This is a genomic window from Hymenobacter profundi (assembly GCF_019334315.1).
In the GTDB taxonomy this organism is placed as follows: Bacteria; Bacteroidota; Bacteroidia; order Cytophagales; family Hymenobacteraceae; genus Hymenobacter; species Hymenobacter profundi.
On sequence record NZ_JAHWGL010000118.1, the window covers coordinates 1 to 14225 of the forward strand.

10 protein-coding genes are annotated in these 14225 nt (G+C 58.4%); 2 read left to right on the forward strand and 8 right to left on the reverse strand.

Annotation, left to right across the window (positions count from 1 at the left end):
* Nucleotides 1–93 precede the first annotated feature (93 nt).
* Entirely contained in the window at nucleotides 94–3675 is a 3582-nt protein-coding gene (locus tag KYK14_RS19290) for a hypothetical protein (protein ID WP_219161142.1), read from the forward strand.
* On the opposite strand, the gene KYK14_RS19295 is transcribed toward KYK14_RS19290, so the two are convergent.
* From KYK14_RS19295 to KYK14_RS19330, 8 genes are all read right to left on the reverse strand, one after another.
* Complete coding sequence (locus tag KYK14_RS19295; protein WP_219161145.1) at nucleotides 3672–4046, reverse strand: DUF2513 domain-containing protein; 375 nt, start codon at nucleotides 4044–4046, stop codon at nucleotides 3672–3674. The genes KYK14_RS19290 and KYK14_RS19295 overlap by 4 nt on opposite strands.
* An 18-nt stretch (nucleotides 4047–4064) precedes the next feature.
* Entirely contained in the window at nucleotides 4065–6161 is a 2097-nt protein-coding gene (locus KYK14_RS19300) for a beta-N-acetylhexosaminidase (RefSeq protein WP_219161148.1), read from the reverse strand.
* A 120-nt stretch (nucleotides 6162–6281) separates the two neighbouring features.
* A complete protein-coding gene (locus KYK14_RS19305; protein WP_219161151.1) occupies nucleotides 6282–7631 on the reverse strand; it encodes a DUF58 domain-containing protein in 1350 nt (449 codons plus the stop codon).
* 163 nt (nucleotides 7632–7794) lie between these two features.
* A complete protein-coding gene (locus tag KYK14_RS19310) occupies nucleotides 7795–8829 on the reverse strand; it encodes an AAA family ATPase (protein ID WP_219161154.1) in 1035 nt (344 codons plus the stop codon).
* Between the two features lie 147 nt (nucleotides 8830–8976).
* Nucleotides 8977–10317 carry a DUF4350 domain-containing protein gene (locus tag KYK14_RS19315; protein WP_219161157.1) on the reverse strand — a complete coding sequence of 447 codons (1341 nt, stop codon included), beginning with the start codon at nucleotides 10315–10317 and terminating at the stop codon, nucleotides 8977–8979.
* 26 nt (nucleotides 10318–10343) lie between these two features.
* A complete protein-coding gene (locus KYK14_RS19320; protein WP_219161160.1) occupies nucleotides 10344–11081 on the reverse strand; it encodes a DUF4129 domain-containing protein in 738 nt (245 codons plus the stop codon).
* A 241-nt stretch (nucleotides 11082–11322) separates the two neighbouring features.
* The gene (locus tag KYK14_RS19325; RefSeq protein WP_219161163.1) at nucleotides 11323–12240 is read right to left on the reverse strand and encodes a hypothetical protein; all 918 of its coding nucleotides are present in this window, start codon (nucleotides 12238–12240) and stop codon (nucleotides 11323–11325) included.
* A gap of 21 nt (nucleotides 12241–12261) precedes the next feature.
* A complete protein-coding gene (locus KYK14_RS19330; protein ID WP_219161166.1) occupies nucleotides 12262–13212 on the reverse strand; it encodes a stage II sporulation protein M in 951 nt (316 codons plus the stop codon).
* 195 nt (nucleotides 13213–13407) lie between these two features.
* Here KYK14_RS19330 and KYK14_RS19335 point away from each other — a divergent pair, with 195 nt between their 5' ends.
* A complete protein-coding gene (locus KYK14_RS19335) occupies nucleotides 13408–14121 on the forward strand; it encodes an RDD family protein (RefSeq protein ID WP_219161169.1) in 714 nt (237 codons plus the stop codon).
* The last annotated feature ends 104 nt before the right edge of the window (nucleotides 14122–14225 follow it).

A 14225-nucleotide genomic window follows, 5' to 3' on the forward strand; every position in this document is an offset into this window, starting at 1 on the left:
ACCAGTTCACAACTTCACTATTTCACCACTCGGCACGAATCGTGGGTAGATGTGCGTTAGGTAGCAACTAAGTAAGGGCCGAAACTGAATGGCATGAGGAAAAGCTTTACGCGTCAATTCTTGCGCTGGGGCTGCCTGTTGTTGCTATTCTTGGCGGCGCGGGGGCCGCTGCTGGCCCAAGAGGCCGGGCCGCCCAGTACCCGTCGCTGCCGCTGGGTACAGCTGGCGCCCGCCCGCGATACGGCCACGTTTCGCCTACCCGATTCGCTGACGGTGGTGCCTACCTCCGTAACGGTGTCGGGGCATACGGTGGCCTACGATGTTCGCACCGACACTTACCAGTTTTTGCGCCAGCGCACGCGCTACCCCTCGCCCGAGCCGGGACAGCCTGACCTCATTCTACCCCGTCAGGAGGCTGACTCAGTGCTGGTGAGCTACCGGGTGCTACCGTTGGCGCTGGCTGCGCCGCGCTACCGTCGCCCGCGTAGTTTGTTGGATAGCGTGGCTTTTCGCGAAAAGCCGGTGGGGTACGAGGATTTTGCGGTGAAAGAGCAGATTTTGAGTACGCCAGGCATCAACAAAACCGGGAATTTGTCGCGGGGCGTATCGTTTGGCAACACGCAGAACGTGTTCGTGAACTCAGCCCTGAACCTGCAACTGGAAGGCAAGCTGACGGACAAAATCAACCTGACGGCGGCTATTTCCGACCAGAATGTGCCATTTCAGCCGGAGGGCAATACCCAGCAATTACAGGAGTTCGACCGGATTTACGTGACCCTTACGCACCCCAACTGGAGCCTGACGGCCGGTGATGTGGTGCTACGCAACAAGCCCGATTACTTTCTGCGCTACTACAAGAACATTCAGGGAGCGGCCATTGAAGCCAATTTCAAGCAGGGGCCGCGGGCACGCAGCAGCACCATGGTAGCGGCGGGCGTAGCCAAGGGCAAGTTTGCCTCTATCGACGTGTTGCCCATCGACAACGTGCAGGGACCCTACCGGATGCGCGGGCCGAATGGCGAGCAGTTCATTATCCTACTCGCCAATTCCGAGCGTGTGTACCTGGATGGTCGCCTGCTGACGCGGGGCTTCGATTTCGACTACATTGTAGATTACAATCAGGCGGAAATCACCTTCACGCCCAACCACCTCATTACCAGTAATTCGCGCATCAAGGTAGAGTTTGAGTATTCTGATTTCAACTATTCCCGTTCGCTTACTACCCTCAGTCACTACCAGCAGCTGGGCAAGTTGCAGGTGCGGGCCAACTACTACCGCGAGGCTGACAACCCCGACAACTCGCCCAACCTGACGCTGAGTGAAGCCGACCGCGCCCGCCTGCGCAGCATCGGCAACGATGTGAGTCTTGCGACTACCTCCGGCGTTGACTCCGTGACGTATAACCGCAACCAGGTGCAGTACAACCGTAATGTGGTGACTGACGACAACGGCAACCGGCGTGTGGTGTACCAGTTTGCCACGGGGGCCGACACTTTACGCGGCGTGTATAATGTGCGCTTCACCAACCTGGGGCCTAACCGAGGGGATTACATCGTGAGCACGGCTAATGCCAGCGCCAACGGGCAGGTGTACCGCTATATAGAGCCCCTGAACGGCGTGCCGCAGGGCAGCTACGCGCCGGTGCGCCTGCTGCCTACCCCACTGCTCAAGCAAATGGCCACGGCCGGGGCCACGTATCAAGTCGATTCGACGGCCAGCGTGTTTGTGGACGTGGCGTCGTCGCAGCTGGATGTGAACCGATTCTCGCCGGAGGTGGCGCAGGGACAGGCCATGCGCGTGGGCTATGCCGTGCAGAATCGCCGCATCAACCTGCCGGGCCTGCGCGACTACCGCTTGCAGAGTGACCTTACGTTTGAGTATACCAGTCACCGGTTTTCGCCGATTGACCGCTACCGCGATATTGAGTTTGACCGCAACTGGAGCAACAACATCAGCGGCACGGTAGCCGCCCAAACCAACACCAATAGCCTGACGCCGCGGGAAGACAACATCTTGAATTTTTCGGTGGGTGCGGTGAAGGATATCAACAACAGCATCAGCTACCGCCTGAGCCGGCGCTACCGCGCCACGGAGGTAGACGGTACCCAGCACTGGCTGGAAGCCGCGCACCAGCTGGGCGACGTGCAGCTGCGGGGCAACCTATTTCTGCTGAATGCACAGGTAGGGCGGCGCGAGTCGCAGTGGGCACGGGGCGAGGCCACGGCGCGCTACGTGGCCGGCCCCGTGGTACCCGGCTACGCCTACCGCTTCGATAAAAACCGCGTGGCCCTACCCAACGGCGACTCACTATTCACGGCCAACTACTACGACGAGCACCAGGTGTTTGTGCAGAGCCGCGACTCAGCTCGCACCCGCTTCCGCCTCGACTACACCTACCGCCGCGACCAGACGCCCCTCAACAACGAGCTGCAAACCCGCGGCCGCGGCCAAACCTGGCAGGGCTCGTTGGCTAGTCGCATCGGCCGCAACCAGGATATTGCGCTGGTGGCCACCTACCGCGACCTGATAGCCCGCGACAGCGCCCGCCAGCGCACGGTGCTGGGCAAGGTAGACTGGAACGCGACGTTCCTCGATAACGTGTTTCGCTCGGAACTGAGCTATAGCGTGGCCACCGGCCGCGAGCTACGGCGGGACTATTCCTTCCTACCCGTCACCAATGGGCAGGGCACGCACTACTACGGCGGCGACGCCAACGGCAACGGCCGCCAGGACAAAGACGAGTTCTTCGAGGCGCCTACCTCGGATGCCCAGTACCGGACGTATATCAAGGTGTATCTACCCACCGATCAGTACATCACGGCCTATACCAACCGTCTGAGCTACCGCCTGAGTACCACCGCGCCCCGCGGCTGGCGCGAGGCAGGTAAGCTGCTGAGCTTCGTGGCGCGGTTTTCGGCCATTACCACCGTCACGCTCGACAGCCGTACCACCGATAACAGCCTGCGGGCGCGCCTGAATCCATTTTCTTACCAAGTAGAAGACAACCAACTGCTAGGGATGAACAAGCTGTTGCGCAACACGCTGTACTTCAATCGCTCCAACCCAATTTTTGGAGCTGAGTTGACAGCCCAGCAAACCCAGCAGAAAGTATTGCTCACGCAAGGTTTCGATATCCGCAATTTGGCGTCGCAGAGCTTGTTGTTGCGCCGTACGCTGGCCCAGCAGTTTACGGGGCGCTTCACGGTGTCGCAGAGTGTGCGCGGCAACGAGTCGAGCTACCTGGACACGCGCAACTACCGGCTGCGGCTCTACGAGGTAGCCCCCGAAATCAGCTACCAGCCTAGCAGCACCCTGCGCTTCACGGGTACCTACCTGCGCACCGTGAAGCAGAATACCTTCAAGGATGGTACCGATGCCGACGCCCGTGGCGCCTTCGATCAGCTAGGCATTGAAACCCGCGTGAGCCAGGTGAGCAAGCGCACCATCACGGCCGCCACGCGCTACGTGCGGGTAGGGTTTGACGGCGATGTGGCCTCGGTAGTGGGTCTGGAAATCCTGCAAGCCCTACGCCCCGGCAACAACATCACCTGGAATCTGAACCTAGAACAGCGCCTCAGCAATGGGTTGAACATCACCGTGGCCTACGACGGCCGCAAGCCCAACGGCCTGCAAGCGGTGCATACAGGTAGGATGCAAGTATCGGTACTATTTTAAGAGAATAAACCTTTAGTTAAATCGTCTTCTGTTAATTTGTCAGCTAATTTTTTAATTACTTCAAAACTTAAATCTAAACCTTTTGATTGAACAATAGATTTGATTCTACTCCATGTTTTTTTGCTCCTTATCGTGTCTAAGAATTCATGGCCCTGCCAAGTAAGTCTGAAAGGCAATAGACTGTATAATCTGCCTTTTTGACTCTGTATAGGTTCTGCATTTATAAAACCAGCTTCATACATTATCTGTAAATGATATTTAATCAGATTAGATGAATAACCGTCTATTACAATATGTTCTTCGTGATGGAAATCTGTTTTAGCCTCGAAGTATTCTAAAATGCTTTTAACTAATTCAATGTCTCTTCTCATAATCTTAAATTGTATATCTTAAAAATTCAGTAGTTTTTGTAATGTTGGTAGCACCGCCAACTCTGCCTGGCCAGCAGGTGCTTTAGCCGCTTCCAACTGTTGTTGTGCGCTAGTTTTCCAGGCCGTAGTAGGTGTTTGACCTTGTTCCAGTAGTTGCAACCGCTCCAACGCCAGCGCCGAAAGCGCGCTGAGGCGGGCCGAGAGTGGGCCGTACTCACGCAAACTGGCAGATGTATTGAATAGCGGCTGCAATTTCACATCGTTGGCCTGCCACTGAATGAGGGGAGCCCGTACCGCCGCCAGCGCCGGTAGCGCTTCGGCAGGTAGGGGAGAGGCAGGCGTAGCGCCTACCTGCGCCAGCAGAGCATCTACTGCCACGCCAAACTCCCGCGCCGCGTCCGACTCAGCGGGGGCAGCGTCTACCAGGCGGTTGAGCAGGGTTTGGGTCGTGTATTTCATTCCCTGAAAGTGGCGCTTGTACTCCTTCACCGGCTCCAGCACGCTGGCAAACGTACGGAGCGGGGCCACGTTTTGCCCAGCCGCCAGCTCGCGCAGCAATTGCTCCGGAACGCGCCGATGGCGTATACCCAGCCGTTCTAATTGCGTCGATACAATGGCAAGGCGGCGATACATATCCGGCACATCGGTAACCGTAGCCGGCGACCAGAACCGCTCGGCAATGGCCGCGGTGCGGGGCCAGATGCGGCTATCCACAATAACGCTATCTGCGAATTCAGCCCACATGGTGGCTTCGCCACCCAGAACCAGCTTTTTCTGGGCCTCGGTGAGGGGCGCATCGGCAGGCAGCGGGTCTACGGCGTAGTGGCTGGCGGCTGAATAGTTCAGGTCGATGTAGTAGCCGTTGGAGAGAATGGCGGGGTGATTGGTCTTCACGGCATCATACAGGCCCTTTTTGCCGCGCCAGCTTTGGATGACAGCCGATTCGGGCAGGCCTGGACCTAGGATTTCATCCCAGCCTATCATCTTCTTGTTGTACTTGGTGAGCATGGTCAGGATGCGGCGGTTGAAGTAGGTTTGCAGAGCGTGTTTGTCGGGCTGCCCGTTGCTTTTCACCAGCTTCTGCTCCTTCATAAACTGCACAATGCGCGGGTTGCGCAGCCACTGCCGGCCATCGTTTTCATCGCCGCCAATGTGGAAGTAGGGGTCGGAGAAGAGTTGCGTCATCTCGCCTAGCAATGTATCCAGCAACGCGTAGGTGGTTTCGCGGGTAGGGTCCATGGCAATGTTGAGCACGCCCCAGCGCGAGGCCACGCCGTAGGTGGAATCGTTGGAAGCCAGCTCGGGGTAGGCGGCCAGCCAGGCGGTGGCGTGGCCCGGCATGTCGAACTCCGGCACCACTCGTATGCCCCGCGCCGCCGCGTAGCGCTGCACCTCCCGCACCTGGGCCTGCGTGTAAAATTGTCCTTCGCCGCCTACCTGCGCCAGGCGCGGCAGCCGCTGACTTTCCACTCGAAAGCCCTGATCATCCGACAAATGCCAGTGCAGCACGTTCAGCTTCACAGCCGCCATGGCATCCAGATTGCGCTTAATGACGGACACGGGCATGAAGTGGCGGGCCGCGTCAATCAGCAGCCCCCGCCACCCAAACCGCGGCTGGTCCTGAATATCGACTTCGGGAAAATACAGCGCGTTTTTCTCTTTCGTTACGAGCTGTTCCAGCGTGGCTAGTCCGCGCAAAGCACCCAGGCTGGTAGGGGCGGTGAGGGAAATACCCATAGGCGTCACGCGCAGGGCGTAGCGTTCCTCGTCGCCATCTATCATGCGGCCCGGCTTACCGTACCGGATGCTGAGGGTAGGGGCCGTTTTGCTGGCTGCTGTTTTGGCGGTTGGCCGCGCCGTGCCGAGCTGTCGGAGCAAGCGGGTTTGTACGCGCCGTGCCGCTGCCGCTACGGTGGTATCCGGCTGGGTATCGGCGGTGATGCGGTAGGTGAAGGTAGCGCGTAACGGCAGCCGCGCCGCGCCCCAGATGGCCTGGGCGGGCACCGGCATCAGGTTGTGCGTGGAGGAGGAAGTAGGCGCTTGTTGAGCCTGACCGACCACCGCAAGCAGCAGTGAAACGAGCAGTAACAGCCCGCAACGAAGAGAAAAAAGCATACGCAGACAGAGATGGGAGAACTGCAAGGTAGTTGTCCCGATGCAAAATGCCTGCTGGCGCAGTTCCCGGTATGTCTCGCAGACATGCGTTAGAACACTGCGAACCTCTGCGAGGAATCCTTAAATCAGCCCTCGCGCCTTGAATTCCAGGTAGCGGTTGAGCGTATTCACCGTGAGTTGCTCGGGCGCCGTGAGTAGCGCGTGCATGCCGTGGCGTTGCAATTCCAGCACAATCTGCCGTTTCTCCTGGGCAAATTTCTCGGCAATGGTCTGGTTATATACTTCTTCCGTTGTTTGGGCGGGCGTATCCAGAAACTGGTGCAACTCCGTATTCTCGAAGAACACCACCAGCAGCAGGTGGTCTTTGGCGAGGCGGCGCAGGTAGGGAAGCTGGCGCTGCATGCCGCTCAATGTTTCGAAATTGGTGAACAGAATCAGTAAGCTACGCTGGCGGATGTTGGTTTTGACGGCCGTATACAGCGTTTCGAAGCTGGTTTCGAGGTACTTGGTGCGCTGGCGGTAGAGCACTTCCAGCAGCTTGCGCAGGTGGCCGCTGCGGCGTTCGGCGGGTATCAGCGTGCTCAACTTGTTGGCAAACGTGACGAGTCCGGCTTTGTCGTGCTTAAGCAGGGCAATGTTGCTGACCACCAGGGTAGCATTGATGGCATAGTCGAGCAGGCTGAGGCCGTGAAAGGGCATCCGCATCACCCGGCCTTTGTCAATCAGGCAATACACTTGCTGGGCGCGCTCATCCTGAAAGTGGTTGACCACCAGGGAGTCGATGCCGGTGCCGGCGCGGCGGGCCGAGGCTTTCCAATTGATGTTGCGCGGGTCGTCGCCGGCCACGTAGGGGCGAATCTGCTCAAACTCCATGCTTTGGCCTACTCGCCGGATGCGCTTCACGCCTACCTCCGTGAGGCGGTTGCTGATGGCCAGCAGCTCGTACTGCCGCATCTGTAAAAACGACGGATACACCGGCACCATCTGCTCTTGCCCGTAGCGGAAGCGTCGCCGCACCAGCCCTAGTGGCGACGCCACAAATACATTCACAGCCCCAAACGAATACTCGCCGCGCTTGGTAGGCCGCAGCTGGTAGTGAATCACCCGCGTTTCGCCCGCCTTCAGCGCCGCCCGAAACAGTACGTCGCGCCGCTGAAACTGGTGCGGAATCTCGTCAATGGTTTTGGTATGAACGGCGAAGCGGTAGCGGTTTTCAAGGTAGATGGCAATGTCGTTGTCGGAGCCATTGGCGAGCTTCTCGCCCAGCACGCGCCGCCCAAACACCTGCCCACCGCCATTGGCACCGGGAGCGTACAGCAGCAGCAGATCCAGTGCCGCCAGTACCACCAGTAACCCCAGCACTACCTGCATCGGCCCTAACAACGAGGGTAGGAAAAAGGCCACCACGAAGCCAGTTGTCAGCGCCGCAAGCAGAATGAAAAAGCGGGTGGTGAGGAAGAGGGATTTCATTGGGTTTCAGAGGCGAGATGTGAGCTGCGTGCGAAAAGCGTCTGTCATCCTGAGCTTGCGAAGGACCTTTTCACGCGAGAACGAGTCGTTGATACGATAGTCGTTCTCGCGTGAAAAGGTCCTTCGCAAGCTCAGGATGACAGATATTTTCTACTCATTGATTCTACCGTGGCACTTCAATCTGCTGCACAATCTGTTTCACAATCTCATCGGCCGTGAGGCCTTCCATTTCGCGCTCGGGCGTGAGCAGGATTCGGTGGCGTAGCACGGCGGGGGCCAGAAACTGCACATCGTCGGGCGTCACGAAGTCGCGGCCGCGGAGGGCGGCTAGGGCTTTGGCGCCGTTGAGTAGGGCTAGCGACGCCCGCGGCGATGCTCCCAGGTAGAGGCCCTTGTGGGCGCGCGTCTGGCCTACCAGGCGGGCAATGTATTCCAGCAGCTTCGGCTCCACGCGCTGCTGGCGCACCTGCCGGCGTAGGGCTGCAATATCTTCCGCCGACAGCACTTGCTGCACCACCTCCAGCGGCGTGCCACCGAAGCCCGCATGGTGGCCTTGTAAGATGGCTATTTCATCCTCCAGGGTAGGGTAGCCTACGTTTAGCTTGAACAGGAAACGGTCGAGCTGGGCCTCGGGTAGACGGTAGGTGCCTTCCTGCTCCACTGGGTTTTGGGTCGCCAGCACCACAAAGGGCTCCTGCATGGGGTATGTGGTGCCGTCTTGCGTGATATGACGTTCCTCCATCACCTCAAAGAGCGCTGACTGCGTTTTGGCCGGCGCGCGGTTGATTTCGTCAATTAGCACCACGCTGGCGAAAATGGGGCCGGGCCGAAACTCGAAATCGGCGGTGTTAGGCCGGAAAACCGAGGTGCCCAGCACGTCAGAAGGCATTAGGTCGGGCGTGAACTGGAGGCGACTGAAGGGCACGTCCAGCGTGCGGGCGAGTAGTTTGGCGGTGAGCGTTTTGGCTACCCCCGGCACGCCTTCCAACAGCACGTGCCCATCGGCCAGAATGGCGGTGAGCAGCATTTCCAGCAAATCATGCTGGCCCACGATTACCTTGCCCATCTCCTGGCGGATGGCTGCTACCGCCGTCGTCAGGCGGCTGAAGTCGGTGCGGGCTGCGGTGAAGGATTCAGCTACCGGCGGGGTAGGTTGGGTAGGCTCAGATGAGAATTCAGAAGTGGAATTAGATTCCATGAGATAAAGTAGAAGCAGAGAGTTGGGATGGAATAATTAAATTATGTATAAGCTATATTTTTGTTTATTATATGTAATAATGCTTTAGAAGTGTTTATTAAAATAATGCAAAATAAATAAAATCATATTTTAGTGTTTAATACAATTCTATCGAGACGACCTTTTGAACTGCTGCAATTCCTTGCTCAAGCGCAGCAGCTCCTGATCTGATACAGCCGGAGCCGTGCGAATAAAGTTAATTCGGCGCAACAATGCATCCACCTGCGGGCGGGGTACGCCGGCTTTCTGCGCTACTCGCTCCTGGAAAGCTTCGTCGTTGAGGTCAGAGGTAGGCTCCTGAAAGCGAGTGCGCAGATAGTCCAGAAACAGATCGATTTTCTTTTCGGCAATAAGGGCGTGGTTGCTGCCCTGGCGGTAGAGCGACGCCACCGTGCGCGTGAACAGCAGCGTAGTATTGGGCAGCGGCCGTAACACAGGAATAATGCGCTGGCGCCGTCGGGCCTCAAACACCATGAACAGCAGCACACCCACGCAAAACAGGTAGTAGGCCACTCGTAGCGCATCGTGGTTCAGGAGCACGCGCAGCAGGCTTTGCTGGCCCTCACGGCCCTGCTTTTGGTATTCGTCCCACAGGGTAGGGCGGCCGGCGGGTAGGTAGGAAAGGGCAGCGTAGGCGAAGTTGCTGGTTTGGGGGTGCAGCACGAAGTAGTTGGTAAACGCCATCGGCACCGAGCTGAGGTAGAAGTAGCCGTGCCCGTAGGCGCAGCGCGCTAGCACGATGCGGTTGCGGGCGTCCACGGCCAAGGGCTGCAACTGTCCGAGGCTGTCGTTGAGCAGGCGCGTGGAGGCATTCAGGAGCGGGTAGCGAAACTGCGGGCCCGCCGCCCGCCGCAGGGTAGGGGCCAGCAGGCGCAGCGTGACAGAGTCGGAGGGTAGGGCATTGCCGAGCGTATCCTGGGCCAGAAATGTGTGCGTACTGAAATGCAGCGTATCGCGCAGGGCCCGCGAAAACTCGTTGGCGGCAATGAAGACCGTGTTGCCCCGCGCCACGTAGCGCAACAGCGTGTGCAAGTCGGGACGACTAACGTTGAATTCGGAGTGGATGAAGACGTACTGGCTGCGCTCGGCGAGCGGCAGCGCCGTGAGAGGCGCGGCAACTATTGGCGCCGGCAGCGCAGCCGTATCGGCTTCCGACTCCTCCATTTCCAGCTCCTCCGCTTCCAACTCGTCCGTTTCCAGCTCGTTGGCTTCTGCGGGGTCGGCGTAATCATCTGCCAGCTGGTTGTAGATGGGGAGGCGCACGGGCTGCACGCGTCCGTCCAGCACCTCGGGCAGCGTTTGGTAGAGCACGTAGGTGCCGTACGGAATTTTATCCTGGTTGCGGAAGGTAGGCGTCCAGTCGATGGGCTTGGGGCGGTAGTACTCCAGCGCCACGTAGCCCACAAACAGCGCCACAAGTCCCAGCAAATACCAGCGAAATGTTGTCATGAGGAGCAGTAGCGTTAGGCGGCGCGTCAGTCGCTGAGTTGGGCCAGCAACGCCTGCCGGCTGGCGCGGGTGTGGGCGTAGTGCTCGGGCGTAAGCGTTAGCTCGCCGTACCACACGTACTCAAACTGCCGCGACACTTCCGCGAAAGCCGTGCGTAGGGGGCCGGCTGGCAGCTCGCGCTCGTAAGTGAGGTTGGTTTTATCGGGCTGCCATTCCAGGTGGCCGGCATCGGTGAGCTGCTTGAGGGCTTGCAGGTAGCCCAGGCGCACGGCCAAGCGGTAGTTGCCAGCCGTTTCGGCCTCGGCCAGAAGGGTAGGAAAGTCGAGGGCGTGAATGTCTTCTGCCTCGGTGTCGTAGGCCAGCGCGGCGCGGCGCGGGTTGCGGCCGAAAGCGCCCGTGATGTCTACCTGCAATAGCTTCAAAATCACAAAAACCAAGGCGCCCAGAAACAGAGCGTAAAACACGTAACGCCAGAAGCCGTGGTAGCTGCGGCTGCTCAGCCACTCGCCCACGCGCTCCCACACCCGTGACCAGAACAGGTCCCACGGGCTCATTTCGCTGCGCACCTCCACGTATTGAAAATCGCGCTGGGCGCGGAAGTCCCGTAGCTGCTCGGGGTCGGGGCGGCGCAGGCGTACGGGGGGTAGAGAGGCTGCTTGCGCTGTCTGAGCAGGCGAAGGGGTAGGGGCCGCGCTAGCCGGCGCGCCGCTCACGAGCAAAAGCATCAGCAGCACCCTACCCCACCGAATCCAGAAAGAAGCCAAAGCAGATGATAATTTATTTTAAAGATTAATTGGGTTGCCAGTTATGCGGGGCCGCGTAGCGGCCAAAGGTTTGTAGTACCGCTGGTTTTCGTTGACCCGCGCCGCGTAGCGGTGCAAGGGGAGCTTGGCTGATTCTTGCACCGCTACGCGGCGCGTATTTTAACGCTAATGCTCCTCTACAAACCTTTGGCCGCTACGCGGCCCCGTATAAAACCCATAGCTAGCAACCAACGCTCACAACTCAATATTCGCCTTCCTCATCGGGACGGTAGGCGGCGGAGGAAACCGGTGTAGTGGGCTGCTGCCCGATGCTATCAACCAAGTGGCGCATTCCTACACCATCTTTGATTTCAATCAGATTGAAATATTGAAAGAGAAGAGCCAGCATGGTAGGCGCGTAGAGCAGCACTTGCCCTATCGTAGCAAACGTACGGGCAGCTATGGTCAATATCCCCTCGCCGGGGATGGGAATACTCGCTATTTTCAAGCCCATGAGTAGGTATGTTGGGATCTGAAACACAAGACCTACGAAGCTTTGAATGATCCACATCACGAAAAGCAGCCCGAACGTAGCCCACCAATAGCCGCTTACCAGCTCGAAGCAGCGGCTGAAGTTCTTGCTGAACCCGTTGCGCTCCATAACCATCACGGCGAAAAACGGGGATAGCGCCACGGCCAGGTACACACCGGGGAAGAATAGAAAAACGAAGCCTACGCTGGTCAGCACGGCCAATACAATACCCGATAGTAGTATCCACCACGCCGAGGTGCGTACGTGGGGCCATACGAGAGCGGGCGTCACTTCTTCTTCGGCAGGCAAGGCCATGCGCAGGCGCACGTACTCGTAGAGGGTAGCCGTGAGCAGCAGATACGTAAGCAGCGCCCCGGTCACACCAATGGCAAAGGCTAAGCCGTTGCTTACAGAGCCAAAAGGCCCGGCGGTCATACTGCGGCTACCTTGCCCTAGCATACTGAAAATACCAGCCTGCCCAATACCCATACCGATGCCGCTGAGCAGCGCCACGGGCAATACTATGTAAAGTAGCACACGACCCAGCGGCCGGCCCTGGGCCTGAAGAAAGGCGAACGTCGCGTTGATTTTCTGTCCGAAATCCCGCTCCTGGCGGTAGTCTAACTCGTGTGTAAACGTATTGCGCATAGAATAAGGAAAGTAAGTGTATTACAAAGCGTTAGCGCGGCGCTGCATCAGCCGCGGATAGACCACAAAGTACCCGATGATGAACGCCGCCGACGTGCCGATAATCAGCAGGCTCAGCGCCATCGGCATTTCGGTGTGGCGGGTTACGAAGCCTTCCAGAAAGCCAGCTACTATGAAAATAGGTACCAGGCCGATGGCAATCTTCAATCCATCGCGGGCCGACTGGCGGAAGGCGGCGGCGCGGGAAAAGGTGCCCGGAAACAGGAAGCCTCGCGCCATGACCAAGCCCGCGCCGCCAGCCAGCACAATGGCCGATATTTCCAGCGTGCCGTGTATCCAGATGGTGAGCACCGAGGGTAGGAGCACGCCTTTCTGGTAAAAGAAATACTGGAAGGAGCCCAGCATCACACCATTTTGAAACAGCAGAAATACGGTGCCCAGGCCCGCCGCAATGCCGGCGGCAAACGTCATGAGCGCCACCCGAATGTTGTTGACCGTGATGAACAAGAACATTGGGGTTTCATCCTGGCTTTTGTAGATAGCCATGGGGTCGCCCTTGGCAATGTTGGCCAGGGTTTGGTTTACGTAGCCGTCGCCGAGCACCACGCGCACAAAGGTGTCGTCGTAGGCGGCAGAAAGGGCGCCAAGCGATGTGAACAGCAGAAACAGCAGCAGCGTGGCCAGCAGGGTGCCGTGGTGGCGGGCTACCACCAAGGGCAGCTCCTGCGCCCAGAACTGCCGGAACCGCCCCGTGCGCTCGGGTTTGTTCTTATAGAGCGCCTGGTGCAGCTTGCTAGTAAGGACGTTGAGATACTGAGTGGTAGGGGAGTCGGGGTAGAAGGTTTGGGCGAAGGCCAAGTCGTCGGTGAGGGCTACAAAGCGGGCCGCCAGCTCATCGGGACCGGAAGGGGGCTGGCGCTCATACTGCCGCCAGCGTTCCTCGTTTTGTCGCAAAAAAATAGCTTCCCGCATTATATTTCGACTAGTTAACCTTGCGAAACAGTCTCCGGTACAGCGAAACGTGGCAGCAGCCAATTGCATCTGCGTTTCGGCCTATTCAGAGGACCTTTTCCGTTCTAAGGTCCAACCAAAATCTGCGGTACGCAACCCAGCTTCTATAAAAATTTGTCGATCCGACGTTCGACGCAGCTATTCTTCTTCCTGTATATGAGTACCATTCGCATTCATACCACCCAAAATGTAACGCTGGAGTACGAAATAGCCAGCGTGGGCGACCGAATACTGGCGGCTTTCCTGGATTATCTGCTGTATGGAGTATGGGCGCTGCTGTGGGCAGTGCTGGCAGCGCAGCTGAATTTCAATCCCGGCCCCATTGGTATTTTTCTGCTCATATTCCCTACGTTGGTCTATTTTCCGGCCTGCGAGATATTTTTCAACGGCCAGAGCCTGGGCAAGAAAGCGCGCCACATTCGGGTAGTACGGCTGGATGGTACGCCCGCCGGACTAGGCGACTACCTGCTGCGGTGGCTGTTGCGGCCCATCGAGATTTTGGCTTTCTCGGGGGCGCTGGCGGTGCTTACCATCCTCATCAACGGCCGCGGCCAGCGCCTCGGCGACTTGGCAGCTGGTACTACCGTGGTCAGCCTGCGCCCGCGCGCGCAGCACGCCACCCCAGCCGCCTACCTATCCGATGCCAACTACCAAGTAGTATTCCCGCAAGCCGCCCAGCTCTCCGACCACGACGTGGCCCTGATTCGGCGGTTGCTGCAACAGGGCATGCAGCGCAGTAACTACCTATTGCTACACGAGGTAGCCAACAAAGTGAAAAACCTCACCACCATCCGCACCGACCTCCCCGACGAAACCTTCCTGCAAACTATCCTGCGCGACCACACGCATTTGGTGAGTGCGGGAGGGTAGGGGGTGGTTAGGGTAGGAGGGTGTGAGGGTGTGAGGGCGCAAGTGAAAGTGTCTGTCATCCTGAGCGGAGCGAAGGACCTTATGCCCGTTGAACGAGTCGTTGG